Below are 23826 nucleotides of genomic sequence, written 5' to 3' on the forward strand. Positions count from 1 at the left end.
GCGGATCCGCGCACGGCGCAACCGTCTGGTCCCGATGATCACCTGGTCGTAGCGTCCCGTGCATGGGCAAGGGAACAGCGTTCGTCATAGGGGCAACCGGACAGATCGGGCGGGCCGCCGTGCGCGTGCTCGCCGAGGACGGCTGGGAGGTGCGGGCCGCCTCGCGCGGCGGCGGCAGCGATCCGGACTGGCCGGACGGGGTCCGCCCGCTCGCGCTCGACCGGGACGAGGAAGGGGCGCTCGCGGCGGCGCTCGGGGACGGCTGCGACGTCCTGGTGGACATGGTGGCGTACGACGGCGGGCACGCCCGGCAGTTGGCCGGGCTCCGCGACCGGATCGGCTCGGCCGTGGTGATCTCCAGCGGGGCGGTGTACGAGGACGACCGGGGCCGCAGCTTCGACACCCAGGCGGAGCCGGACGGCTCGCCCCGCTACCCGGTGCCGATCCCCGAGACGCTGGCCACGGTCGCGCCGGGCGACCGGACGTACGGTACGCGCAAGATCGAGCTGGAGCGGGAGCTGCTCGCCTCCGGGCCGCCCTCGACGCTGCTGCGCGCGGGCGCGATCCACGGCCCGCACTGCCGCAGTCCGCGCGAGCTGTTCTTCGTGAAGCGGGCGCTGGACGGGCGGCCGGTGCGGGTGCTCGCGCACGGCGGGGAGAGCCGCTTCCATCCGGCGCACGTCGCCAACATCGCCGAGCTGATCCGGCTGGCCGCGCTGCGGCCGGGCCCACGGGTGCTCAACGCGGCCGATCCCGAGGCGCCGACCGTCGCCGAGATCAGCGCCGCGATCGACGAGGTGCTCGGGGTCCGCAGCGAGACGGTGGTCTTCGAAGGGGCGCCGGAGGAGGGCCTGGTGGGCCTCACTCCGTGGGGCGGCCCGCACCCGATCGTCTACGACATGGCGGCGGCCGAACGCGAGCTGGGCTACCGGCCGGTGACGGGGTACGTGGAGTCGCTGCCCCGGACTGTCGCCTCGATCGCGGACCGGCTCGGGGACAAGGAGTGGCGGGAGGCGTTCCCCGGCATGGCCAAGTACCCGGACCTGTTCGACTACGCGGCCGAGGACGCCTGGCTGGCCGCGCGCGGCTGACACGCGAAGGGGGCGGCCGGAGTTCCGGTCGCCCCCTCCTTCATGCGTGCTGGGCCGTTACGGCTTCGGCGTGGCGTGCGGGGTGCACGTCACATCGGCGCTGTCGACCTTGCCGGAGAGGAAGTAGGCCTCCACCCGGGTGTTGATGCACGGGTTGACCAGACCGGTCACACCGTGCGAACCCGCGTCCTTCTCGGTGATCAGGCGCGAGCCCTTGAAGCGCTGGTGCAGCGAGACGGCGCCCTGGTACGGCGTGGCCGCGTCCCGGGTGCTCTGGACGATCAGCACCGGCGGCAGGCCCTTGCCGGTCTTCACCTCGACGGGTGTCTGCTGCTTGGTCTGCCAGGTGGCGCACGGCAGGTTCATCCAGGCGTTCGCCCAGGTCATGAACGGGTTGTTCTTGTGGAGCCGGGTGTTGTCCCGGTCCCACTTCTTCCAGCTGGTGGGCCACTTGGCGTCCGCGCACTCGACGGCGGTGTAGACCGCGTTGCCGTTCTCGGCGCTGATGTTGCCCTTGGTGTCCGACATGTCGGGAGCGGCCGCGTCGACCAGCGCCTTGGTGTCGCCCGCCACGTACTTGCTCCAGGTCTGGGCGGTGGGCACCCAGGAGGAGTCGTAGTACGGGGCGTTCTGGAAGTAGGCGATGAGCTCGGCCGGGCCGACCACGCCGCCCAGGGGGCTCTTCTTCGCCTGGGCGCGCAGCTTGAGCCACTGCGCCTCGACCTTGGCCCGGGTGTCGCCGAGGTGGAAGGTGGCGTCGTTCTTGGCGACCCAGTCCTCCCAGTCGTTCCAGCGGCCCTGGAAGGCGACGTCCTGGTTCAGGTTGGCCTGGTACCAGATGTTGTCGCGCGCCGGGTCGACGACGCTGTCCACCAGCATGCGGCGCACGTGCGACGGGAAGAGCGTGCCGTAGACCGCGCCCAGGTAGGTGCCGTAGGAGACGCCCAGGTAGTTGAGCTTCTTCTCACCGAGCGCGGCGCGGATGACGTCCAGGTCGCGGGCGGTGTTCGGGGTGGTCATGAACGGCAGCATCCAGCCGCTGCGCTCGGCGCACCCGTCCGCGTACTCGGCGGCGAGCTTGCGCTGGGCGCGCTTGTCGGCCTCGCTGTCCGGGACCGGGTCGGCCTTCGGCGCCTTGACGTACTCCTGCGGGTCGACACAGGAGATCGGCGTCGAGTGGCCCACGCCGCGCGGGTCGAAGCCCACGAAGTCGTACGCCTTGGCGGTGTTGACCCACAGGGGGTTCTTGTTGGTCACCCGGGTCGGGAACCGCATGCCGGACGCGCCGGGGCCGCCCGGGTTGTAGATGAGCGCGCCCTGGCGCTCGGCCGGGGTGCCGGTCGAGGCGATGCGGTCCACGGCGAGCTTGATCTGCTGGCCGTACGGGTGGGCGTAGTCGAGCGGAACGCTGACGTAACCGCACTGGATCGGCTTGGCGAAGCCCCAGTCGGCGGGGCAGTCGGTCCAGTCGATGCCCTTCTTGGCGGCCCGCTCGGCGGCGAGCTGCACGCCGCGCGCCTCGGACGTGCCGTTGTGACGGCTTTCGGCGGTGGCCGCCGGTGCCGCGATCGCGCCCGCTATGAGCGTGCCCGCGATCAGAGTGCCGGCCGAGCCGAGCACTGCGGTGCGTCTCAAGTGGTTCCTCCCCCTGCTGAAGTGCGCCGCGGCGAAGCGGCGCGTTCCATGGTCTCGGGGGATCCTCGCGCCTCGGCGGGTGTCGAGAACAGGTCGTACTGGTGTTTCTTTACCGAACCGATAGCCGGGGCATGAAGTCCCGCTGAGCGGTGCCGATGTCGTCCAGGACGCGCCGCAGCAGCCGGGCGTCCGGCGCGAGGGCGGTCACCAGGAACGCGGGCCCTGCCAGCGGTGTCAGCACCGCGCTCTCCCCCAGCAGCCGCGCCTCGACGGGCTTGTCCGCCAACTCCGGGTCGACGACGAGGAGTTGCCCGACCGCCCGGTGCCCGCCCAGGACCGCCGAACCGTTCCAGCCACCGGGGGCGCCGGGCCCGTACGCCAGCGCCTGGTCGAGGAGCGGGCGGCCCGCGCGGTGCACGGTGAGCCGGGTGGCGAGCGTGCCGGGCTCCTCTCCGTGGCGCCCGAGGATCTGCTCCTCGCGCAGCACGAGCCGGGCGTCCGCCGCGAGCTCGACGCGGGTGCGCATCCGCAGATCGCTGCCGCGCGCCGAGATCAGCTGCTCGGGCAGCCAGTGCAGCTCGCCGCCGGAGCCGACGCTCAGGCGTACGTCGTAGTGCGCGGGCTCGCCGGTCCGCCCGGGCAGGGCGATGGTGGCGGCGGCCGAGTCCACGGTGAGCCGGGCCCCGTCGCGCACCTCCGCCTCGATGGCGATGCGGTCTCCGCCGAGCGGGGCGCTCATCGCCCCGACGACGGTGACCCGGTGGTGCTCGCCGGTGGCCCGGGTGCGGCGCAGCGCGAGCGGCCCCTCTCCCGCGAGCACCGGCAGGCCGTCGGGGGTGGCGACGATCCGGGCGGTGGCGCGCACCCCCGCGCCGAGGCTCAGCCCGTCCATGCGGCGAGCCGCTCCCGCACCCACTCGGCGACCGCGTCCACGCCGTCCTCGGACCTCAACGACTGGAAGACGACAGGCAGTTCGGCCCGCTGCTCCTTGGCGTCGCGGGCCATCCGCTCCAGGTCCGAGCCGACGTACGGGGCGAGGTCGGTCTTGTTGACGACGAGCAGGTCGGCCGTGGTGACCCCGGGCCCGCCCTTGCGCGGGATGTCGTCGCCGCCCGCCACGTCGATGACGAAGATCTGCGCGTCGACCAGCCCCTTGGAGAAGGTGGCGGTGAGGTTGTCCCCGCCCGACTCGACGAGGATCAGATCGAGCGGCCCGACCGCGTCCTCCAGGTCCTCGACGGCTTCGAGGTTGGCGGAGATGTCGTCCCGGATGGCGGTGTGCGGACAGGCCCCGGTCTCCACGGCCTGGATGCGCTCCGGCGGCAGCACGGCGTTGCGCAGCAGGAACTCGGCGTCCTCGCGGGTGTAGATGTCATTGGTGACGACGGCGAGCGAGAACCGGTCCCGCAGGGCCCGGCAGAGCGCGGCCACGGTAGCGGTCTTCCCGGACCCGACGGGCCCCCCGAGCCCGACGCGCAGGGCGCGCCGCGTCCCGTCGGGCCGACGGGCGTCGGCGCTGAGGGCGGCGGGGCCGGGGTGGGAGTGGTCGAGGTGCATGGGTGGGACTCCTTGTCGGGCAGGTTCTTCAGCCCGTCCGGCGTTTGAGGACGAGCCCGTTCAGGGCGATCGGGGGTCCGGGGGCGGAGCCCCCGGTTTCGGGAAGGGGCGGGGTGGGGGAGAAAACACCGCTACGACGCGAACAGCCGAACCGGCCACGCGGCGTGCGCCTCGGCCATGACGTCGAGCAGGGGCGCAGACGCGGCGGGCAGCGCATCCAGTCCCTCGGCTGTGGCCGAGACAGCGGCCCGCACCGCACGTTCCGCCACCACGTCCAGCTCAGGCGCCAGCCCCGCCAGCACCCGAGTCGCATCGAACGGATCGAGGCTGAGCAGCCGTACCGCCGCCGTGGCGGGCCCACTGACCGTCTCGTACGCGACACAGTGCGCCGCGTCCGAGGCGGAGAGCCCGCCCGCCCGGGCGGCGAGCCCGAGCACCACGGGCTGGTGCGCCCCCCGCGGCCGAGCCACCGCCAGCGCGTCCAGCGACGCGCTCGGCCACGCGGCCCGAGCCGCCCGCATCATCTGGCGCCCCAGCTTGCGCGCGGTCGCCCGCAGCGCCGGGGACGGCGTGCGCGCGTCGGCGGCCTCGTCCAGGGCGAGCGGGTCAAGGCCGAGGACGGCCGCCGCGGCGAGCGAGGCCGACACCAGGCCCGCCGTGTGCAGCCGCCCCCGGCAGAACTCCGCCAGGGAGGCCGCGCCGTGGACCCGCCCCGCCTTGACGGCCGGTTCGACGCCGCCCGAGTGGGCGTGCCCACCGGCCGGGAACCGGCCGTCGGCGAGGACGAGCAGAGCCGCACGGGACATGGACAACCGCCTTCCGAGGTGTTCGGGGCCGCGCTCAGAAGAGGAAGTACCGCTGGGCCATGGGCAGTTCGGCGGCGGGCACGGGCTCGACCGCCTCCCCGTCGATGGTCACCGTGAAGGTGTCCGGATCGACCCTGACGTCCGGCAGCGCGGAGTTCTCCCGCATGTCCGCCTTCCCCACCCGCCGCGTGCTCTTGATGGCGGCGAACTCCTTGACCAGGCCCAGCCGTTCGGGCAGCCCGTCGTCGAGCGCGGCCTGCGCCACGAAGTTGAGCGAGTTGGCCGCCGGGGCCTTCCCGTACGCGCCGAACATCGGCCGGGGCAGGACCGGCTGGGGCGTGGGGATGGACGCGTTGGCGTCGCCCATCTGCGCGTACGCGATCTGGCCGCCCTTGATGACGAGCTGCGGCTTGACGCCGAAGAACGCGGGATCCCACAGCACCAGGTCCGCGAGCTTGCCCGGCTCGACCGAGCCGATCTCGCCGTCGAGGCCCTGCGCGACCGCCGGGTTGATCGTGTACTTGGCGACATAGCGGCGCGCCCGGTGGTTGTCGGCGCGCCCGTCGCCCGCGAGCGCTCCCCGGCGCACCTTCATCACGTGCGCGGTCTGCCACGTACGCAGGATGACCTCGCCGATCCGGCCCATCGCCTGGGAGTCGGAGGAGAGGATCGAGATGGCGCCCAGGTCGTGCAGGATGTCCTCGGCGGCGATGGTCGAGGGCCGGATGCGGGACTCGGCGAACGCCAGGTCCTCCGGCACGGCCGGGTTGAGGTGGTGACAGACCATCAGCATGTCGAGGTGTTCCTCGATGGTGTTGACGGTGTGCGGCCGGGTCGGGTTGGTGGAGCTGGGCAGGACGTACGGCTCGGAGACCACGGTGATGATGTCCGGTGCGTGCCCGCCGCCCGCGCCCTCGGTGTGGTACGCGTGGATGGAGCGGCCCGCGATGGCGGCGAGGGTGTCGCCGACGAAGCCCGCCTCGTTCAACGTGTCGGTGTGGATGGCGAGTTGGGCGCCGGTCTCGTCGCAGACGCTCAGACAGGCGTCGATGACGGCCGGGGTCGCCCCCCAGTCCTCGTGGATCTTGAATCCGAGGGCGCCGCCGCGCAGTTGGGAGTGCATGGACTCGCGCGACATGGTGTTGCCCTTGCCGAGCAGACCGATGTTGACCGGTGCGTTCTCCAGGGCCGCGAACATCCGGGCGAGGTGCCAGGGGCCGGGGGTGACGGTGGTGGCCTTGGTGCCCTCGGCAGGGCCGGTACCGCCGCCGACGAGGGTGGTGATGCCCGAGGAGAGCGCCTGGTCGATCAGGGTCGGCGAGATGAAGTGGACATGGGTGTCCACCGCGCCCGCCGTGAGGATCTTCCCGTTGCCCGCGATGATCTCGGTCTCGGGGCCGATGACGAGGTCGGGGTGGACGCCGTCCATGGTGTCGGGGTTGCCCGCCTTGCCGAGCGCGGTGATCCGGCCGTCCCGGATGCCGAGGTCCGCCTTGACGATGCCCCAGTGGTCGAGGACGACGACGCCGGTGATCACGGTGTCGGGCGCGCCCTCGGCGCGGGTGGTGCGGGCCTGGCCCATCGACTCGCGGATCACCTTGCCGCCGCCGAACACCGCCTCGTCGCCGGCGCGTCCGGGTCCGCCGCAGCGGTCCTCCTCGATCTCCACGAGCAGATCGGTATCGGCGAGCCGGATGCGGTCGCCGGTGGTGGGGCCGAACAGATCGGCGTAGACGGCGCGGTGGAGCTCAGTCATCGAGGGGACCTCCGGTCTCGCCGCGCAGCCCGCTGACGATCCGGCGGCCGGTGAGGGGCACAAGCTCGACATCGACGGGGATACCCGGCTCGAAGCGCACGGCGGTGCCCGCGGCGATGTTCAGCCGCAGCCCGCGGGCGGCGGCGCGGTCGAAGTCCAGGCCGGGGTTGGCCTCGGCGAAGTGGTAGTGCGAGCCGACCTGGACGGGCCGGTCGGCGGCGTTGAGGACGGTCATCGCGGTGATCGCGCGGCCCTCGTTGAGGGCGACGGGGTCGTCCGTGAACAGGATCTCTCCGGGAATCATGGCGGCGCTCCCCCGTCAGACGATGGGCTCGTGGACGGTGACGAGCTTGGTGCCGTCCGGGAAGGTCGCCTCGACCTGGACGTCGTGGATCATCTCCGGGATGCCCGGCATGACCTCGTCGCGGGAGAGCACCTTGCGTCCGGACGCCATGAGTTCGGCGACGCTCCGGCCGTCGCGGGCGCCTTCGAGGATGTGCGAGGTGATGAGCGCGACGGCTTCGGGGTGATTGAGCTTCACCCCGCGCGCGCGCCGCTTGTCCGCGACGTCCGCGGCCACATGGATGAGCAGTCTCTCCTGCTCGTGCGGCGTCAGTTGCACGCTTCCCACCTCACAGTCGTGCCCGGAACGGGGGAATCCCGCCTCGACGCTGCGGGACCCTCGCCCAGTTCAACACCTTGTTGACCTGGGGTTCCCTGCTCCGCAGCCAGGCATTGCACGTTACGGCGGAAGTTTTTCCGGCTCGTTAACTGACGCTTTGCATATCCATGGCCAATGCATCCATCACCGGCCCGGCGATCCGGAACGCGTCAGTCACCCATCGGCGGCTGCCGGTGCTCGGCGGCGATGCCGAACCGGCGCCGTTCGCCGGGAGCGGACGGGACCTGACGCACCGACGACACGGAGCTGATCACCTGCTCCTCGGCCGGCTCCGCCGCGCCTTCGAGTCGTTCCAGGTCAGCGGCGGACACCAGGGCGACCAGGGGCTTGCCGTGCCGGGTCACGACGACGCGCTCGCCGCCGTACACCACGCGGTTGATCAGCTCGGCGAGCTCGGCTCGGGCTTGCGTCACCGGAATTTCATAGGCCATGCTCCCATCATAACGGCCTGTACGTCCTGTACATTTTTTACAGATGCACCGGCATGCAGCACTGCCATGAAGCACCGGCACGAGAAGGAGGTACGTCATGCACGGCCCGTCCGCCCGCTACGTCCTGCCCGAGTTCTCCGAGCGCACCGCGACCGGGGTCCGCACCCTCGATCCGTACTCCAAGCTCCTGGAGGAGCGGATCGTCTTCCTCGGCACCCCCGTCGACGACACCGCGGCCAACGACGTGATGGCGCAGTTCATGCACCTGGAGCACGCCGACCCGGACCGCGACATCTCGCTGTACATCAACTCCCCCGGCGGCTCGCTCACCGCGATGACGGCGATCTACGACACGATGCGGTTCGTCACCTGCGACGTGGAGACGGTGTGCATGGGCCAGGCCGCCTCGGCCGCGGCCGTGCTGCTGGCGGCGGGCACCCCGGGCAAGCGGCTCGCGCTGCCCGGCGCGCGGATCCTGATCCATCAGCCCGGGGTCGACGAACCCATCCAGGGCCAGCCGTCCGACCTGGAGATCTACGCCGCCGAACTCCAGCGCGGGCGCGAGCTGTTGACCGAGCTGCTGGCCCGGCACACCGGCAAGTCCGTCGAGCGGATCGGCGCCGACATCGAGCGGGACACCATCCTCGACGCCACCGCCGCCGCCGAGTACGGGCTGGTCGACCACGTCGTGACCAGCCGCAAGAACTCGGCCCCGGCGCAAGGGAGGTAGCGCCGTGCTGCCCGAACTGCCGCCGCTGCCCGCGCTGACGCGCGCCGAGGGCGAGTTCATCGACGCCTACCTCGACGCGCTCGACAAGCTGGGCCGGATCAACCCCGCCCGGCACCGCGACACCTACGGCGCGCTGCGGGCCGCACAGGCGCTCGTCGGGCGGGCCGTGGAGCTGCGGGACGCGCTGACGACCATGCATCTGCGCGGCGAGAGCGAGCTGCACTCCGAGACGCTGGCGCGGGCGCTGCGGACCCTCGACGGGGAGCGCCGGGCGGGTCGGGTGACGGTGCCGCCGCCGTCATCGGCGAGTTGACGCCACGGCGTCCGTCCGCCCCCGCGCGGATACGAGTCGGCGTCGCTCGTTCGCACCATCCGATGGTCCGAACGACGTACCGCAGATGTTGCTCCGAATGCGCAGACACCGTGCGGAATGAATCGTTCCAGCGCAGGTGCGACGCAGGTCGGACACGCCGTCAAAGGCGTTGAAACATCGATGTACACCCGAACGGGTCAGTCGTGAGGAGCCTCACAAAACGCCGTTTCGGCTCGGAAATCCGACACTCCGTGGGTCAAGATCCCTTCCGACGACAAGCCCCCGCCACCGCGGCGGGGCGGTCCGGGCGGACGCCGAGTCCTGCCGCCGTACCCGGATGACTGGTCGACTGAGTGGATCGGCAGGAGTGGAGGACCCAAGCAGTGCGGGCCCACCGGGAGACCGGGAGGCCCTTGGGGTGAAGCCGCGTGAGCGGCCGGGCATCTTCGCCAGTCCGAACCCGACAGGTCATCCTTCGCAGGCGGTTTGACGAAGGGTTGCGCATGACTGCGCAGAATCATGTCCCGTCCCTGCTGACCCGTGTCGGCGCGGTCTCCGCCCTCACCCTCGCCGCCGTCGGCGGCACCTTGCTGGCGCCGGGCGCCAGCAGTGAGGCGAGCGCCGCGACACTCGCGACGAAGGCGCTGAATGTCGCCGCGTCCAAGAAGGGATCGCCTTACAAGTACGGGGCCACCGGCCCGTACCGGTTCGACTGCTCGGGGCTCACCCTCTACTCGTTCAAGAAGGCGGGCAAGAAGCTGCCCCGCACCACCCAGCAGCAGTACAACAGCACCCGGCACATCTCGTCGTCCTCGCGCCAGCGCGGCGACCTGGTGTTCTTCCACTCCGGCTCGAACGTCTACCACGTGGGGATCTACGCCGGGGAAGGCAAGATCTGGCACTCCCCCAAGACGGGGTCCGTGGTCCGGCTGGAGAAGATCTGGTCGAAGAGCGTCTGGTACGGACGCGTGCGCTGACGTACGCGGTGCACAGGGGCCGGTGACGCGGGCGCCCGCGTCACCGGCGCCCCACGAGGGGCGCGTGCTCAGCTCTGGACCGGTGCCGTCCACGGCAGCGCGATCCAGACCGTCTTGCCGCCGTCCGGCGTCGGGGTGACCGACAGCCGCCCCCCGCACTCGGCGGCCAGCCAGCGGATGATCACCATGCCGCGCCCGTTGTCCTGCTGGACGGCGGCGGGAAGACGTTTCGGCCAGCGGGGATGGCTGTCGGTGACGCCGATGTGGAGCTGCTCGTCGCGCTCCAGGCGCATGTCCACGGTGAAGGTGGGCGACTGGCCGAAGGTGTGCTGCACGGCGTTGGTCGCGAGTTCGGAGACGATCAGGCGGATCGTATCGGCGGAGTCGGCGTCCGTCGGAAGACCCCACTCGGTGAGTACGCCGACGACGTGTCTGCGGGCGGCGGAGACCGAGGCGGGATCGCTCGGCAGAGTGACGGTGGATTCTTGGTGGTCTGCCATGGCGACGCTGTCCCTTTCCCACCCGGGTCGGCCTGCTGGACGCGTAGCGCGCGGACAAACGCGAGGACGGCCCGGACTTGTGCTTCGCGCCAGAGTGCCACTCATCGTGCCGTCGGATGCGCCGATCCACCAAGATGTGCATATATCTGTCGCTCAAAGCGGTGAACTCTGCGACGAAGGACCGTATTTGGGCGCCACACTTGCCCATCGCCCGAATCCCGGCCGGGTGGAAGGAGACCGACATGTGGCACGGGCCCGCGGTACGCCGCCGCAAACTCGGCGAGGAACTGCGCCGGCTGCGCTGCGCGGCCGCCCTCACGAGCGGCGAGGTCGCCGGACACCTGGGCTGGCACCAGTCCAAGGTGAGCCGGATCGAGACCGGCCGCAGCGGCGTGAAGCCCGCCGACGTGGCCCGGCTCCTCGAGGTGTACGGCGTGGACGACCCGGGGCTGCGGGCGCTGCTCGAAGCGCTCGCGGGGGCGGCGGACGGGCGCGGCGGCCAGTGGTGGCAGGCCTACCGCGGGCTGCTGCCGCCGCAGTACCGGGACTTCATCAGCCTGGAGTCACAGGCGTCGGCGGCGCGCACCCTGGAGACGTCCGTGGTACCGGGGCTGCTCCAGACGCCCGAGTACGCCCGCGCGGTGACCCGGGCGGCGCTGGGCGGGCTCGACGCGGCGCGGGTGGACTCCCTGGTGGAGGTGCGCCTGGCGCGCCAGGCGGTGCTGCGGGCCGATCCGCCGCTGGAGCTGAGCGCGGTGGTCGACGAGGCGGCACTGCACCGCGAGGTGGGCGGGGCGGCCGCGATGCGGCGGCAGTTGGACCATCTCCTGGCGGCGGCCCAGCTGCCGCACGTCCGGCTGCGGGTGCTGCCTTTCAGCTGCGGTGGCCATATCGGTCTCACCGGGCCTTTCATTATCTTCTCCTTTCCGCACATTTCCGATCTGGACGTTGTGGTTATCGACCACTTGACGAGTAGCCTCTATCTCGAACGGAGAGAAGACCTTGAGGCGTACAGCGCCGCGTTCCACATGGCCGAGGCGCAGGCCCTCTCGTTCAAGGAATCATTGAATCTCATCGCCGGGATGACTCACGGCGTGTAAGGGAGGCATGATGCCCGCACCCCCCGCGCATGTACCTTCCAGCACTTCACTGAACGGTGCGCAGTGGCGGCGCAGCAGCCGTAGTACAGGAATGAACAATTGCGTCGAGACCGCATTCCTCGACGCCGGACTGCTCGCCGTCCGTGATTCCAAGCGGACCGCCGGACCCGCGCTGCTCTTCGGAGCACGGGCCTGGCGCAGCTTCCTTTCCGGCCTGCCGGTCGAGCTCGACGAGGCGCCCGACAGCAGGAGTTGAGCATTGCGAACGGGGGACTAGGCGGTGGGCGCGGTCCGCAGGATCGTGTCCACCGCCCACTGGATCTGATCCTCCGTCAGGTCCGCCCGGGCGGTCAGCCGCAGCCGGGAGATGCCGTCCGGCACCGACGGCGGCCGGAAGCACCCCACCGCGAGACCCGCGCCCCGGCAGTCGGCCGCCCAGACCACCGCCTGCTCCGGCGAGGGCGCCCGCACCGACACCACGGCCGCGTCCGGGCGCGCCGCCTGAAGGCCCGCCGCCGTCAGCCGTCCGTGCAGCTCGGCCGCCACGGCCCGGGCCCGGCCCGCCCGCTCCGGCTCGGCCTCGATCAGCCGCAGCGCCGCCAGCGCGCCGCCCACCGCCGCGGGTGCGAGGCCGGTGTCGAAGATGAACGTACGGGCGGCGTTGACCAGGTGCTGAATGACCCGGGCCGGGCCCAGGACCGCGCCACCCTGGCTGCCCAGCGACTTCGACAGGGTGAGGGTGGCCACCACGTCGTCCGCGCCCGCGAGGCCGGCGGCGTGCAGCCCGCCCCGGCCGCCCTCGCCCAGCACGCCGAGGCCGTGGGCGTCGTCCACCACCAGCGCCGCCCCGAACTCCCGGCAGGCGGCGGCGAGTTCCGGCAGCGGGGCGGCGTCGCCGTCCACCGAGAAGACCGAGTCGCTCACCGCCAGCGCGGGCCCGCCGTGGGCGTCCAGCGCCTTGCGTACAGCCTCCGGGTCGGCGTGCGGGACCACCTCGGTCTGCGCGCGCGAGAGGCGGCACCCGTCGACGATCGAGGCGTGGTTGCCCGCGTCGGAGACGATCAGCGCGTCCCGCTCGCCGAGGGCGGTCAGGGCTGCGAGGTTGGCCGCGTACCCGGAGGAGAAGACCAGCGCCGCCTCGAACCCGCAGAACCGGGCCAGCGCCTCCTCCAGCTCGGCGTGGAGCGCGGTGGTGCCGGTGACCAGGCGCGATCCGGTGGATCCGGCGCCCCAGCGCAGCGCCGCGTCGGCGGCGCCCCGGGTGACCGCCGGGTGCCGGGTGAGGCCCAGGTAGTCGTTGCTCGCCAGGTCCAGGAGGTCCTGGTCGGCGGCGCGCGGCCGCAGCACCCGTACGAGACCGGCGCGCTCGCGCCGCTCGGTCGCTCCGTCGATCCAGTCGAATGGCGCTCGGGGCATGGTGAAGATCCCTTTTGTAGGCAGCGGACAGACCCTATTCCTGGACGGGCGAGGTCAGGGTGTGGCAATACACACACCTTCCGGGAGCGCAGTTGTACGATCCCTCCTTGGCTGGAAGCGGGGTCTTGGGCAAGGATCGGCGCCATGGACCTGCTGAACACGCTGGTGGACAAGGGGCTGCGGCGCGAGCTGCCGAGCCGTGAAGAGGCGCTCGCCGTACTGGCGACCTCCGACGAGGAACTGCTCGACGTGGTGGCCGCGGCCGGCAAGGTGCGCCGTCAGTGGTTCGGGCGCCGGGTGAAGCTGAACTACCTGGTGAACCTGAAGTCCGGGCTGTGCCCCGAGGACTGCTCGTACTGCTCGCAGCGGCTCGGCTCCAAGGCCGAGATCCTCAAGTACACCTGGCTGAAGCCCGACGAGGCGTCCAAGGCGGCCGCCGCGGGCGTCGCGGGCGGCGCCAAGCGCGTCTGCCTGGTGGCCAGCGGCCGCGGCCCGACCGACCGCGACGTGGACCGCGTCTCGCAGACGATCGAGGCGATCAAGGAGCAGAACGAGGGCGTCGAGGTGTGCGCCTGCCTGGGGCTGCTCTCGGACGGCCAGGCCGAGCGGCTGCGCGCGGCGGGCGCCGACGCGTACAACCACAACCTCAACACGTCCGAGGGGACGTACGGGGACATCACGACCACGCACACCTACGCCGACCGCGTCGACACCGTGCAGAAGGCGCACTCCGCCGGGCTCTCGGCCTGCTCCGGGCTGATCGCGGGCATGGGCGAGAGCAACGAGGACCTCGTCGACGTCGTCTACGCGCTGCGCGAGCTCGACCCGGACTCGGTGCCGGTCAACTTCCTCATCCCGTTCGAGGGCACCCCGCTCGCCAAGGAGTGGAACCTCACCCCGCAGCGCTGTCTGCGCATCCTGGCGATGGTCAGGTTCGTCTGCCCGGACGTCGAGGTGCGGCTCGCGGGCGGCCGCGAGGTGCATCTGCGCTCGATGCAGCCGCTCGCCCTGCACCTGGTCAACTCGATCTTCCTCGGCGACTACCTCACCAGTGAGGGCCAGGAGGGCAAGGCCGACCTGGAGATGATCGCGGACGCCGGCTTCGAGGTGGAGGGCGCGGGCACCACCACGCTGCCCCAGCACCGCGCCGACGCGCTGGCCGGCGCGGGCTGCGGCTCGCACGCCCAGAGCGGCTGCGGCTCACACGAGGGCGGCGGCTGCGGCCCGTGCGGCTCCGAGAGCGTGCCGGCCGCCGCGGCCGAGGTCTCCGAGGCGCGCACGGACCTGGTGGCGGTGCGCCGCCGCGGCGCGGGCACGGATCTGGCCCCCAATGCCTGATACGACGCCCGGTTACGACGTCGCCGAGCTGCGGGCCCTGGACCGGCAGCACGTCTGGCACCCCTACGGCCCGATGCCGGGCCGTCAGGAGCCGCTGGTCGTGGAGTCCGCGTCCGGGGTCCGGCTGCGGCTCGCCGAGGAGGCCCACGGGCAGCGCGAGCTGGTCGACGGCATGGCGTCCTGGTGGGCGGCGCTGCACGGCTACCGCCACCCGGTCCTGGACGAGGCCGTGCGCGGCCAGCTGGACCGGATGAGCCATGTGATGTTCGGCGGGCTCACCCACGAGCCCGCCGTGCGCCTGAGCGCCAAGCTCGTGGAGATCACCCCCGAGCCGCTCCAGCACGTCTTCCTCAGCGACTCCGGCTCGGTGTCGGTCGAGGTCGCCATCAAGATGTGCCTGCAGTACTGGAAGTCGGTCGGGCAGCCGCGCAAGCAGCGGCTGCTGACCTGGCGCGGCGGCTACCACGGCGACACCTGGCAGCCGATGTCGGTGTGCGACCCGGACGGCGGTATGCACTCGCTGTGGTCGGGCCGGCTGCCGGAGCAGGTCTTCGCGGACGCGCCCCCCACGGGGTACGACGCGGAGCCGGACGAGGCCTACGTACGCCATCTGCGGGAGGTGATCGCCCGCCACGCCGACGAGGTGGCGGCGGTGATCGTCGAGCCGGTGGTGCAGAACGCGGGCGGGATGCGGTTCCACTCCCCCGGCTATCTGCGGGTGCTGCGCGAGGCGTGCGACGAGCACGGCGTGCTGCTCGTGTTCGACGAGATCGCCACCGGCTTCGGCCGCACCGGCACGCTCTTCGCCTCCGAGCACGCCGGCGTCTCGCCCGACGTGCTGTGCGTGGGCAAGGCGCTGACCGGCGGCTACCTCTCGATGGCGGCGACGCTGTGCACTACCGAGGTGGCCGAGGGCATCTCCTCGGGCGAGGTCCCGGTCCTGGCGCACGGCCCGACGTACATGGGCAATCCGCTGGCCGCGTCCGTCGCCTGCGCCTCGATCGACCTGCTGCTGTCCCAGGACTGGCAGGGCGGGATCAAGCGCCTGGAGACGGGGATGCGCGACGGTCTGGGCGAACTCGTGGGGACGCCCGGGGTCAAGGACGTCCGCGTCCTCGGCGCCATCGGCGTCGTCCAGCTCGACCACGACGTCGACATGGCGGCGGCGACCCGGGCGGCGGTCCGCGAGGGCGTGTGGCTGCGCCCGTTCCGCGACCTCGTCTACACGATGCCGCCGTATGTGACGAACGACGAGGACCTGGCGCGCATCTGCCGTGCCGTGGCCGCCGCTGCTCGGGAGGGCTGAGATGACGGTACTGGTAGTGAGCGGTACGGGGACGGAGATCGGCAAGACGGTCGTCACGGCGGCCGTCGCCGCCCTCGCGCGCGCCGCCGGACGCTCGGTCGCCGTCCTCAAGCCGGCCCAGACCGGGGTCGCCCCCGGCGAGCACGGCGACGTGGCGGAGGTGCTGCGCCTGGCGGGCGACGACATCACCGGCGCCGAACTCGCCCGCTTCCCCGAGCCGTTGGCCCCCAACACGGCCGCCCGGCGGGCCGGGATGACGGCCGTGCGCCCCGAGGAGGTCGCCGAGGCGGCCGAGAAGCTGGCCGCCGAGCACGACCTGGTCCTCGTGGAGGGCGCGGGCGGGCTCCTGGTCCGCCTCGACGACGAGGGCGGCACGCTCGCCGACGTGGCCCGGCTGCTCGGCGCGCCCGTCCTGGTCGTCACCCCGGCCGGGCTCGGCACGCTGAACATGGCGGCGCTGACCGGCGAGGCGCTGCGGGCCCGGGGCATCGCGTGCGCGGGCGTGGTCGTGGGCAGCTGGCCGGCCGAGCCGGACCTGGCGTCCCGCTGCAACCTGGCGGACCTGCCGGAGTCCTCGGGCTCCCCGCTGGTCGGCCTGGTGCCGGAGGGGGCCGGGCAGCTCTCGGGCGCCGACTTCCGTGCGGCGGCGAAGGGTTGGCTCGGTCCGGAGCTCGGCGGCGACTGGAGCCTGTGATGGCGGTCCTACGGGCACGGCTGCGCCAGATCGTCGTCGACTGCGCCGCCCCGGACCGCCTGGCGCGGTTCTGGGCGGCGCTGCTCGGCGGCGCCCCGGTGGTCCGCGACGCGGGCTGGGCGTACCTCGACGCACCCGGCACCGTGCGGCTCGCCTTCCAGCGGGTGCCGGAGGAGAAAGCGGGCAAGAACCGGCTCCACCTCGACCTCGTGGTGGAGGACGTCGCCCGGGCCCGGGCCGCCGCGGTGCGTCTGGGCGCGCGGTCGGTGGGCGCGGTCGTCACGGACGCGCAGGGCGCGTTCCAGGTGATGCGGGACCCGGAGGGGAACGAGTTCTGCTTCGTGAGCGGCTGACGGCCGTCCCTCCGATGCGAGGGGACGGGGCCGCGTACGGGTGACGCGGGGCCGGGGCGGGGACAATCACTGTGTCCGCCCCGCCCGTTCTCCCGCCCGTCGTTGGAGGGTTCCCCCATGGAGAAGCGCGCCAAGATCGCCCCGGACGCCGTGCACCACCCCCTGTTCGCCCGCTTCTACGGCCGGTTCAGCGAGACGACCGACCGGAAGGCGGGCGTCACCGCGCACCGCCGCGAGCTGCTGGCCGGGCTCTCCGGCCGGGTCATCGAGATCGGCGCGGGCAACGGCCTGAACTTCCCGCACTATCCGGGCGGCGTCTCCGAAGTGGTCGCCATCGAACCCGAGCGCGGGCTGCGCACGCTGGCCGTCCGGGCGGCGCTGCGCGCGGAGGTGCCGGTCGACGTGGTGCCGGGCGCGGCCGAGGCGCTGCCGGTCAAGAGCGAGGCGTTCGACGCCGCCGTGGTCTGCCTGGTGCTGTGTTCCGTACGCGATGTGGACCGCTCGCTGGCCGAGATCCGCCGGGTCCTGCGCCCCGGCGGCGAGCTGCGGTTCTACGAGCACGTACGGGCCGAGGGCCGGGCCCTCGCGGCCGTCCAGCGCGCGGCCGACCGGACCCTGTGGCCGCTGCTCCTCGGCGGCTGCCACACCTCGCGCGACCCGCTGGCGGCGATGGAGGCGGCGGGCTTCGACCTGGTCGCGTTCCGCCGCCTGCGGGTGCCCGAGAAGGGGCCGAGGCACCCGGCGTCGCCCCATGTGCTCGGCACGGCCCGCCGCCCGGATGCCGCCTGATCCCCTTCCCGGGATCTCCTGCTTCCGCCGGATGGCCGGGGCCGGTCCGCGCCTCTACTCTCTTATGCCGTACGGGAGTCGGTCCAGCCATGACGCAACGACCCGGGAGGCGGCCTTGTCCACACCCGCAGCGGCCACAGCGGAAACAGAAGGGGTCGCCGCGCGGGCCCGGGCGCTGACCAAGGCGTACGGCACGGGCGAGACGGCCGTCCTGGCGCTCGACTCGGTCGACGTGGACATCGCGCGCGGCCGGTTCACCGCGGTCATGGGCCCGTCGGGCTCGGGCAAGTCCACCCTGATGCACTGCCTGGCCGGGCTCGACTCGGTCTCGGCGGGCCAGGTCTGGCTCGGCGGCACCGAGATCACCGGGCTCAAGGAGCGCGAGCTGACCCGGCTGCGGCGGGACCGGATCGGCTTTATGTTCCAGGCGTTCAACCTGCTGCCGACGCTCACCGCCGCCGAGAACATCACGCTGCCGATGGACATCGCCGGGCGCAAACCCGACCGGGAGTGGCTGGAACAGGTCATCGACACGCTCGGGCTGCGCGACCGCCTGGGGCACCGGCCCGCCCAGCTCTCCGGCGGCCAGCAGCAGCGGGTGGCGTGCGCGCGGGCGCTGGCGTCCCGCCCGGAGCTGATCTTCGCGGACGAGCCGACCGGCAACCTCGACTCGCGGGCCGGGGCCGAGGTCCTCACGTTCCTGCGGGAGGCCGTGGACCGGCTGGGGCAGACGGTGGTCATGGTCACCCACGACCCGGTCGCGGCGGGCCGGGCCGACCTGGTGCTGTTCCTGGCCGACGGGCGGATCGTCGACGAGATGCCCCGCCCGACGGCGGAGGCGGTCCTGGACCGGCTGCGGCTGTTCTCCGGCGGGCCGGGCACGGACGCGGCCACCGCCGAAGACGGCGCCCCCGACTACGACCCGCTGCGCAAGGGCTGAGCGGCCGTGCTGAAGGCGACCCTGCGCAGCTTCCTCGCCCACAAGGGACGGCTGCTGCTGTCCGCGCTCGCGGTGATCCTCTCGGTGGCGTTCGTCGCCGGTTCGCTGATCTTCTCGGACACCGTGGCCCGTACCTTCGACCGGCTCTTCGCCTCGACGTCGGCGGACGTGACGGTCAACCCGACCAAGGGGCTCGACGAGCGGGTGTCGTCCGGGGTGACCCGGACGGTCCCGGCCTCGCTCACGGCCCGGATCGCGGGCGTCGACGGCGTGGCCGCCACGCACGTCGACGTGGCCGTCGAGAACATCACCGTCGTCGACCGCTCCAACGACTCGGTCGGACCGACCACCGGCGCCCCGACCATCGCCACCAACTGGTACGTCACCGAACGCAGTCCGGTGAAGCTGGCCAGCGGCCACGCGCCGCACGGCCCCGGCGAGGCGCTGCTCGACAAGGACACCGCCGACAAGAAGCACGTCCGCATCGGGGACCCGCTCACCGTCCTGGCCCAGCCCGGCTCCTTCAAGGTCGAGGTCGTCGGCATCGCCACCTTCACCACCACCAACCCCGGTGCGGCGCTGGTGTTCCTGGACACCCCGACCGCGCAGACCCGGCTCCTGGGCAAGCCGGACGTGGCCACCGCCATCTCGGTGGACGCGGCCGCCGGGGTGTCGGACGAGGAGCTCAAGCAGCGCGTCACGGCGGCCGTCGGCGGCTCCTACGAGATCAAGACGGCCGCCCAGCAGGCCAAGTCGGCCGCCGACGAGCTGGGCGGGTTCCTCGACGTCATCAAGTACGTGATGCTGGGCTTCGCCGGTGTGGCGACGCTCGTGGGCATCTTCCTGATCGTCAACACCTTCTCGATGCTGATCGCCCAACGCACCCGCGAGCTGGGCCTGTTGCGGGCGCTCGGCGCGGACCGGCGGCAGGTGCGCCGGTCGGTGCTGCTCGAAGCGCTGCTGCTCGGCCTGGTCGGCTCCACGCTCGGCCTCGGCGCCGGGATCGGGCTGGCCGCCGGACTGATGGCGCTGATGGGCACGTTCGGGATGAAGCTCAGCACCGCCGAGATGGTGATCGGCTGGGGGACGCCGGTGGCGGCGTACGCGGTGGGCGTCGGCGTGACGTTCGTGGCCGCGTATCTGCCCGCGCGCCGGGCCGCCAGGGTCTCCCCGATGGCGGCGCTCGCGGACGCCGAAGTCTCCGGCATCGGACGGCCGTTGAAGGTACGGGCCGTGGTGGGCACGGTCCTGACGGTCGCGGGAGCGGCGGCGCTCACGGGGTGCGCCACATCCACGAAGACCGCGACCTCGTCCTCGCTGCTCGGACTCGGCGTGGTGCTCACGCTGATCGCGACCGTGGTGGCCGGGCCGCTGCTCGTCCGGCCGGTGATCCGGGTGCTCGGCGCCGCCTTCCCGCGCCTGTACGGTCCGGTGGGCCGGATGAGCCAGCGCAACGCGCTGCGCAACCCGCGCCGCACGGGCGCGACCGCGTCCGCCCTGATGGTGGGCATCGCCCTGGTGGCCGGGCTGTCGGTGGCCAGCGCCTCCATGACCAAGTCGTTCGACCAGCAGATCGACAAGACGCTGGGCGCCGACTTCGTCGTACAGAACGGCAACTTCCAGCCGTTCCCGCAGGAGATCACCGACAAGGTGCGCGCGGTGAAGGGCACGGAGACCGTCGTCCGCCAGCGGTTCGCGCCGCTGCGGCTGACGCTGCCCGACGGCAGGACGCCCCAGACGACCGCGTCCGGTTACGACCCGCAGCTCGACGACGTCGCCCACATCACCTACGCGGCGGGCGGTTCGGCCGAGGCGCTCGCCCCTGGCAACCTGGCGATGGACCGCGACTACGCGCGCGACCACCGCGTCCGCCTCGGCGACACCCTCCCCGTCACCTTCTCCACCGGCGGCAGGGCGCGGCTGCGGGTGGCCGCCCTGACCGACATGGACACCTCGGGCGGCTTCGGCGTGGAGGGCGGGGTGTTCATGGGCCTGGCCACCGTGGAGCGCTACCTTCCGGGCGGCCAGGACGCGGCGGTGTACGTGAACGCGGGCGGCGGCACCAGTGCGGACGAGCTGCGGGCCTCGCTGGAGAAGGCCCTGGATCCCTATCCGCAGGTGCAAGTGCGGAACCAGGCGGACTACAAGAAGCTGATCCGCGACCAGATCGCCGTGATGCTCTACCTGGTGTACGCGCTGCTCGGCCTGGCGATCGTCATCGCGGTGCTCGGCGTGGTCAACACCCTGGCCCTGTCGGTGGTGGAGCGCACCCGCGAGATCGGGCTGCTGCGCGCCATCGGGCTCTCGCGGGTCCAGCTGCGGCGCATGATCCGGCTGGAGTCGGTGGTGATCGCGGTGTTCGGGGCGCTCCTGGGGCTGGTGCTCGGCATGGTGTGGGGCGTGGGCATCCAGCAGGTGCTCGCGCTCCAGGGCCTCAAGGCGTTCGCCGTGCCCTGGTCCACGGTGATCGCGGTGGCGGTGGGCGCGGCGGCCGTGGGCCTGGTGGCGGCACTGCTCCCGGCGCTGCGCGCGTCGCGGATGAACGTGCTGGCGGCGATCGCGCACGAGTAGGGGGCGCGGGCGTCGTTCCGGGTACGCAGCTTCGTATCAGTGCGTTGACCTGGGGTTTTCCTGGTCCCCAGGACCTACCCTCACCGCCATTTTGCCAATGCTTTACCATGGGTGCACCTACCCACGACTGAAAGGTGTGAGCGTCCGCCCATGGGCGAGCCTCCCAGTACCCGTCCCCGTACCGGTACACGACATCGCGCGATCCTCCTGGCCCTGCCCGATCATGGGACGGAGGTGAACCGATGACCGAAGTGCTTCTGCTCGTGGTGGCCGTGCTGCTGTCGCTGGCCTGCGGGGCCTTCGTGGCGGCCGAATTCTCCCTCACCACCGTGGAGCGCGGCGACCTGGAGCGGGCCGTCGAGAACGCCGAGCGCGGCGCGAGCAGCGCCCTCAAGGCCGTCCGCAGCCTCACCTTCCAGCTCTCCGGCGCACAGCTCGGCATCACCGTCACCAATCTGGTGATCGGCATGCTCGCCGAGCCCTCGATCGCCAAGCTGATCAGCGGCCCGCTCGGCTCCCTCGGCCTGCCCGAGGGCGCCTCCCACTCGGCGGCGCTGGTCCTCGGGACCGCCCTGTCGACCGTCTTCCTGATGGTTGTCGGCGAACTCGTCCCCAAGAACTGGGCCATCTCCTCGCCATTGGCGGTCGCGAAGGTCGTCGCCACGCCGCAGCGCGCCTTCAGCGCGGCCTTCCGCCCCTTCATCAGCCACCTCAACAACACCGCCAACCGCATGCTGCGCCGCCTGGGCCTGGAGCCCGCCGAGGAGCTGGCCTCCGCCCGCACTCCCCAGGAGCTGGTCGCGCTGGCCCGCCACTCCGCCAAGGAGGGCGCCCTCGAAGCGGACACCGCCGAGCTCTTCGTCCGTACGCTCAACCTGGCGGAGCTCGACGCCGAGAACGTGATGACGCCCCGCGTGCAGGTCACCGCGCTGGAGGTGCACGCCACCGCCGAGGACGTCGCGAACGCCACGCGCGCGACGGGCCTGTCCCGCTTCCCCGTCTACCGGGGCAGCCTGGACACCGTCGTCGGGATCGCCCACATCAAGGACGTCCTCGCCATCCCCGCCGAGCAGCGGCCCCGCCATCCGGTCACCGAGCTGCTGCGCGAGCCGCTGCTCGTACCGGAGACGCTGACCGTGGACCGGCTCCTGGACCAGCTGTACGGACGGCGGACGATGGCCGTGGTCATCGACGAGTACGGCGGTACGGCCGGGGTCGTCACCCTGGAGGACATCGTCGAGGAGGTCGTCGGCGAGGTGCGGGACGAGCACGATCCGCACGAGACGTCCGACCTGGCCCGGGCCGGCGAGGACGCCGACGGGCGCGCGCTCTACTCGGCCGACGGCGCCGCCCGCACCGACCAGCTGGAGGCCATCGGGCTGCGCGTCCCGGAGGGCCCGTACGAGACGCTGGCGGGCCTGGTCGCCACCGGGCTCGGCCGGATCCCGGCCCTCGGCGACAGCGTGGAGCTGGGCGGCTGGCGGCTCGACGTCGTCGACGCGTCCGGCCGCCGCGCCGCCCGCGTCCTGCTGCACGCGCCGCTGCCGGGCGACGGGGACGACGAGGACGAGGAGCACGGCTCCCGACGGCGCAGGGAGCACCGGGGGGCGCGGCGCGGCAGGGGGGCGCGGCGCGAGGGCCGGGGCGATGGGGCTGCTGGTGCCAATGGGGCTGGTGGTGCTGTTGATGCCGACGGTTCCGCCGTTGACGACGGTTCCGGTTCCGGTTCGGGTTCCGGTTCCGGTTCTCGTTCCGCCAATGACGAGGGGACCGGCCGATGACCGTCATCCAGTTGCTGATCGGTCTGGCGACGCTGGTCGTCAACGCCTTCTTCGTCGGCGCCGAGTTCGCGCTGATCTCGGTGCGCCGCAGCCAGATCGAACCGCTCGCCGAGCGGGGCAACCGCCGTGCACGCAGCGTGATCTGGGGTCTGGAGCACGTCTCCGCGCTGATGGCGGCGGCCCAGCTGGGCATCACGCTGTGCACCCTGGTGCTCGGTGTGGTCGCCGAGCCCGCCATCGAGCATCTCCTGGAGCCGGTGTTCCACCTGGTCGGCGTGCCCGACGGCGCGGCGCGCCCGATCTCCTTCTTCATCGCCCTGGCGCTCGCCACCTATTTCCACATGCTGCTCGGCGAGATGGTGCCGAAGAACATCGCGCTGGCCGAGCCTGCCAGGACCGCGCTGCTGCTCGGCCCGCCGCTGGTGACGCTCGCCCGGGCGCTGCGCCCGGTGATCTTCGCGATCAACGCCTTCGCCAACGCCCTGCTCAAGCTGTTGCGGGTGGAGACGAAGGACGAGGTCGCGGCGACGTTCTCGGACGACGAGCTGGCCCGGATGGTCCGGGACGCGGGCGACGCCGGGCTGCTCGACGACCGGGCCGCCGAGCGACTGCACGACGCCCTGGAGCTGGGGCGGCGCCCCGTCCGGGACGTGGTGGTCCCGCTGGAGAAGGTCGTGCACACGCCGGTCGGCACGACTCCGGAGGAGCTGGAGCGGCTCGCCGCCCTGTCGGGCTTCTCCCGCTTCCCGGTCGTGGACGCGGGCAACCGCATCCTCGGCTATCTGCACGTCAAGGACGCGCTCGACGCGATGCCGCGCGATGTGCCGTTCCCGGTGACGGCGCTGCGGCCGATCGCCCGGGTCCGCACCTCGACGCCGCTCGACGACGTACTGACCGCCATGCGCCGCAGCCGTACGCACCTCGCGGCGGTGCTCGGCGAGGACGGACGACTGTCGGGCCTGGTCACGATGGAGGACGTGCTGCGCGAGTTGGTCGGCCGACCGGACACGGCGTAGGAGTTGGTCGGCCGATCGGGCACCGCGTAAGGCGGGCGCGCCCG

25 protein-coding genes and 1 riboswitch are annotated in these 23826 nt (G+C 72.4%); of the genes, 15 read left to right on the top strand and 10 right to left on the bottom strand.

What is annotated here, in order from left to right; genetic code table 11:
- Positions 1-62 precede the first annotated feature (62 nt).
- Positions 63-1091 carry an NAD-dependent epimerase/dehydratase family protein gene (locus IE252_RS23000; RefSeq protein WP_190091334.1) on the top strand — a complete coding sequence of 343 codons (1029 nt, stop codon included), beginning with the start codon at positions 63-65 and terminating at the stop codon, positions 1089-1091.
- A gap of 57 nt (positions 1092-1148) precedes the next feature.
- Here the strand turns inward: IE252_RS23000 and IE252_RS23005 are convergent, their stop codons facing one another.
- From IE252_RS23005 to IE252_RS23040, 8 genes are all read right to left on the bottom strand, one after another.
- Positions 1149-2726, bottom strand: coding sequence for an alpha/beta hydrolase (locus IE252_RS23005; RefSeq protein ID WP_190091335.1), 1578 nt, complete (start codon positions 2724-2726; stop codon positions 1149-1151).
- 109 nt (positions 2727-2835) lie between these two features.
- On the bottom strand, positions 2836-3618 hold the full coding sequence (locus IE252_RS23010) for an urease accessory protein UreD (protein ID WP_190091336.1): 783 nt from the start codon (positions 3616-3618) through the stop codon (positions 2836-2838).
- On the bottom strand, positions 3606-4283 hold the full coding sequence (ureG, locus tag IE252_RS23015) for an urease accessory protein UreG (protein ID WP_190091337.1): 678 nt from the start codon (positions 4281-4283) through the stop codon (positions 3606-3608). Before ureG ends, IE252_RS23010 begins: the two co-directional genes overlap by 13 nt.
- Before the next feature lie 131 nt (positions 4284-4414).
- Complete coding sequence (locus IE252_RS23020) at positions 4415-5089, bottom strand: urease accessory protein UreF (RefSeq protein ID WP_190091338.1); 675 nt, start codon at positions 5087-5089, stop codon at positions 4415-4417.
- A gap of 34 nt (positions 5090-5123) precedes the next feature.
- On the bottom strand, positions 5124-6845 hold the full coding sequence (locus tag IE252_RS23025) for an urease subunit alpha (RefSeq protein ID WP_190091339.1): 1722 nt from the start codon (positions 6843-6845) through the stop codon (positions 5124-5126).
- Complete coding sequence (locus tag IE252_RS23030) at positions 6838-7149, bottom strand: urease subunit beta (RefSeq protein ID WP_190091340.1); 312 nt, start codon at positions 7147-7149, stop codon at positions 6838-6840. The genes IE252_RS23025 and IE252_RS23030 overlap by 8 nt, the downstream gene beginning before the upstream one ends.
- A gap of 15 nt (positions 7150-7164) precedes the next feature.
- Positions 7165-7467: an urease subunit gamma gene (locus IE252_RS23035; protein WP_190091341.1), complete on the bottom strand. Its 303-nt coding sequence runs from the start codon at positions 7465-7467 to the stop codon at positions 7165-7167.
- A 209-nt stretch (positions 7468-7676) separates the two neighbouring features.
- Positions 7677-7958 (bottom strand): type II toxin-antitoxin system Phd/YefM family antitoxin, encoded by a 282-nt coding sequence (locus tag IE252_RS23040; RefSeq protein ID WP_190091342.1) that lies wholly within the window; start codon positions 7956-7958, stop codon positions 7677-7679.
- 97 nt (positions 7959-8055) lie between these two features.
- On the opposite strand from IE252_RS23040, the gene IE252_RS23045 reads away from it, so the two are divergent.
- The 3 genes from IE252_RS23045 (at position 8056) to IE252_RS23055 (ending at position 9978) form a co-directional block, all read left to right on the top strand.
- Positions 8056-8688: an ATP-dependent Clp protease proteolytic subunit gene (locus IE252_RS23045; protein ID WP_190091343.1), complete on the top strand. Its 633-nt coding sequence runs from the start codon at positions 8056-8058 to the stop codon at positions 8686-8688.
- A gap of 4 nt (positions 8689-8692) precedes the next feature.
- Positions 8693-9001 (top strand): hypothetical protein, encoded by a 309-nt coding sequence (locus tag IE252_RS23050; RefSeq protein WP_190091344.1) that lies wholly within the window; start codon positions 8693-8695, stop codon positions 8999-9001.
- Positions 9002-9338: 337 nt separating this feature from the next.
- A riboswitch (cyclic di-AMP (ydaO/yuaA leader) is annotated at positions 9339-9500 on the top strand.
- 4 nt (positions 9501-9504) lie between these two features.
- Positions 9505-9978: a C40 family peptidase gene (locus IE252_RS23055; protein ID WP_190091345.1), complete on the top strand. Its 474-nt coding sequence runs from the start codon at positions 9505-9507 to the stop codon at positions 9976-9978.
- Positions 9979-10046: 68 nt separating this feature from the next.
- On the opposite strand, the gene IE252_RS23060 is transcribed toward IE252_RS23055, so the two are convergent.
- Positions 10047-10478 (bottom strand): ATP-binding protein, encoded by a 432-nt coding sequence (locus IE252_RS23060; protein ID WP_190091346.1) that lies wholly within the window; start codon positions 10476-10478, stop codon positions 10047-10049.
- 242 nt (positions 10479-10720) lie between these two features.
- Between IE252_RS23060 and IE252_RS23065 the strand changes: the two genes are divergently transcribed.
- Both IE252_RS23065 and IE252_RS23070 read left to right on the top strand, forming a co-directional pair.
- Positions 10721-11578, top strand: a complete 858-nt coding sequence (locus IE252_RS23065) for a helix-turn-helix domain-containing protein (RefSeq protein WP_190091347.1) — start codon at positions 10721-10723, stop codon at positions 11576-11578.
- 10 nt (positions 11579-11588) lie between these two features.
- On the top strand, positions 11589-11834 hold the full coding sequence (locus IE252_RS23070) for a DUF397 domain-containing protein (RefSeq protein WP_190091428.1): 246 nt from the start codon (positions 11589-11591) through the stop codon (positions 11832-11834).
- A 17-nt stretch (positions 11835-11851) separates the two neighbouring features.
- Here IE252_RS23070 and IE252_RS23075 read toward each other — a convergent pair whose 3' ends face one another.
- The gene (locus IE252_RS23075; protein ID WP_190091348.1) at positions 11852-12994 is read right to left on the bottom strand and encodes an 8-amino-7-oxononanoate synthase; all 1143 of its coding nucleotides are present in this window, start codon (positions 12992-12994) and stop codon (positions 11852-11854) included.
- Between the two features lie 144 nt (positions 12995-13138).
- On the opposite strand from IE252_RS23075, the gene bioB reads away from it, so the two are divergent.
- From bioB to IE252_RS23120, 9 genes are all read left to right on the top strand, one after another.
- The gene (bioB, locus tag IE252_RS23080) at positions 13139-14332 is read left to right on the top strand and encodes a biotin synthase BioB (protein ID WP_190091349.1); all 1194 of its coding nucleotides are present in this window, start codon (positions 13139-13141) and stop codon (positions 14330-14332) included.
- Positions 14325-15638, top strand: coding sequence for an adenosylmethionine--8-amino-7-oxononanoate transaminase (locus IE252_RS23085; protein ID WP_190091350.1), 1314 nt, complete (start codon positions 14325-14327; stop codon positions 15636-15638). Before bioB ends, IE252_RS23085 begins: the two co-directional genes overlap by 8 nt.
- A gap of 1 nt (position 15639) precedes the next feature.
- Positions 15640-16332, top strand: coding sequence for a dethiobiotin synthase (bioD, locus tag IE252_RS23090; protein WP_190091351.1), 693 nt, complete (start codon positions 15640-15642; stop codon positions 16330-16332).
- Complete coding sequence (locus IE252_RS23095; RefSeq protein WP_190091352.1) at positions 16332-16685, top strand: VOC family protein; 354 nt, start codon at positions 16332-16334, stop codon at positions 16683-16685. The genes bioD and IE252_RS23095 overlap by 1 nt, the downstream gene beginning before the upstream one ends.
- A 117-nt stretch (positions 16686-16802) precedes the next feature.
- Entirely contained in the window at positions 16803-17474 is a 672-nt protein-coding gene (locus IE252_RS23100) for a class I SAM-dependent methyltransferase (protein ID WP_190091353.1), read from the top strand.
- A 115-nt stretch (positions 17475-17589) separates the two neighbouring features.
- Complete coding sequence (locus IE252_RS23105) at positions 17590-18414, top strand: ABC transporter ATP-binding protein (protein WP_373298594.1); 825 nt, start codon at positions 17590-17592, stop codon at positions 18412-18414.
- 6 nt (positions 18415-18420) lie between these two features.
- Positions 18421-20985, top strand: a complete 2565-nt coding sequence (locus IE252_RS23110) for an ABC transporter permease (protein WP_190091355.1) — start codon at positions 18421-18423, stop codon at positions 20983-20985.
- Positions 20986-21227: 242 nt separating this feature from the next.
- A complete protein-coding gene (locus IE252_RS23115; protein ID WP_190091356.1) occupies positions 21228-22766 on the top strand; it encodes a hemolysin family protein in 1539 nt (512 codons plus the stop codon).
- Positions 22763-23782, top strand: a complete 1020-nt coding sequence (locus IE252_RS23120) for a hemolysin family protein (RefSeq protein WP_190091357.1) — start codon at positions 22763-22765, stop codon at positions 23780-23782. Before IE252_RS23115 ends, IE252_RS23120 begins: the two co-directional genes overlap by 4 nt.
- The last annotated feature ends 44 nt before the right edge of the window (positions 23783-23826 follow it).

Source organism: Streptomyces melanogenes (assembly GCF_014649795.1).
In the GTDB taxonomy this organism is placed as follows: domain Bacteria; phylum Actinomycetota; class Actinomycetes; order Streptomycetales; family Streptomycetaceae; genus Streptomyces; species Streptomyces noboritoensis.

What these genes read in the sequence shown, in the direction of transcription:
- IE252_RS23000 (WP_190091334.1), top strand. Translation starts at nt 63, where the DNA reads ATGGGCAAGGGAACAGCGTTCGTCATAGGGGCAACCGGACAGATCGGG.
- IE252_RS23010 (WP_190091336.1), bottom strand. Translation starts at nt 3,618, where the DNA reads ATGGACGGGCTGAGCCTCGGCGCGGGGGTGCGCGCCACCGCCCGGATC.
- ureG (WP_190091337.1), bottom strand. Translation starts at nt 4,283, where the DNA reads ATGCACCTCGACCACTCCCACCCCGGCCCCGCCGCCCTCAGCGCCGAC.
- IE252_RS23020 (WP_190091338.1), bottom strand. Translation starts at nt 5,089, where the DNA reads ATGTCCCGTGCGGCTCTGCTCGTCCTCGCCGACGGCCGGTTCCCGGCC.
- IE252_RS23025 (WP_190091339.1), bottom strand. Translation starts at nt 6,845, where the DNA reads ATGACTGAGCTCCACCGCGCCGTCTACGCCGATCTGTTCGGCCCCACC.
- IE252_RS23030 (WP_190091340.1), bottom strand. Translation starts at nt 7,149, where the DNA reads ATGATTCCCGGAGAGATCCTGTTCACGGACGACCCCGTCGCCCTCAAC.
- IE252_RS23040 (WP_190091342.1), bottom strand. Translation starts at nt 7,958, where the DNA reads ATGGCCTATGAAATTCCGGTGACGCAAGCCCGAGCCGAGCTCGCCGAG.
- IE252_RS23045 (WP_190091343.1), top strand. Translation starts at nt 8,056, where the DNA reads ATGCACGGCCCGTCCGCCCGCTACGTCCTGCCCGAGTTCTCCGAGCGC.
- IE252_RS23055 (WP_190091345.1), top strand. Translation starts at nt 9,505, where the DNA reads ATGACTGCGCAGAATCATGTCCCGTCCCTGCTGACCCGTGTCGGCGCG.
- IE252_RS23060 (WP_190091346.1), bottom strand. Translation starts at nt 10,478, where the DNA reads ATGGCAGACCACCAAGAATCCACCGTCACTCTGCCGAGCGATCCCGCC.
- IE252_RS23065 (WP_190091347.1), top strand. Translation starts at nt 10,721, where the DNA reads ATGTGGCACGGGCCCGCGGTACGCCGCCGCAAACTCGGCGAGGAACTG.
- IE252_RS23070 (WP_190091428.1), top strand. Translation starts at nt 11,589, where the DNA reads ATGCCCGCACCCCCCGCGCATGTACCTTCCAGCACTTCACTGAACGGT.
- IE252_RS23075 (WP_190091348.1), bottom strand. Translation starts at nt 12,994, where the DNA reads ATGCCCCGAGCGCCATTCGACTGGATCGACGGAGCGACCGAGCGGCGC.
- bioB (WP_190091349.1), top strand. Translation starts at nt 13,139, where the DNA reads ATGGACCTGCTGAACACGCTGGTGGACAAGGGGCTGCGGCGCGAGCTG.
- IE252_RS23085 (WP_190091350.1), top strand. Translation starts at nt 14,325, where the DNA reads ATGCCTGATACGACGCCCGGTTACGACGTCGCCGAGCTGCGGGCCCTG.
- bioD (WP_190091351.1), top strand. Translation starts at nt 15,640, where the DNA reads ATGACGGTACTGGTAGTGAGCGGTACGGGGACGGAGATCGGCAAGACG.
- IE252_RS23095 (WP_190091352.1), top strand. Translation starts at nt 16,332, where the DNA reads ATGGCGGTCCTACGGGCACGGCTGCGCCAGATCGTCGTCGACTGCGCC.
- IE252_RS23100 (WP_190091353.1), top strand. Translation starts at nt 16,803, where the DNA reads ATGGAGAAGCGCGCCAAGATCGCCCCGGACGCCGTGCACCACCCCCTG.
- IE252_RS23115 (WP_190091356.1), top strand. Translation starts at nt 21,228, where the DNA reads ATGACCGAAGTGCTTCTGCTCGTGGTGGCCGTGCTGCTGTCGCTGGCC.
- IE252_RS23120 (WP_190091357.1), top strand. Translation starts at nt 22,763, where the DNA reads ATGACCGTCATCCAGTTGCTGATCGGTCTGGCGACGCTGGTCGTCAAC.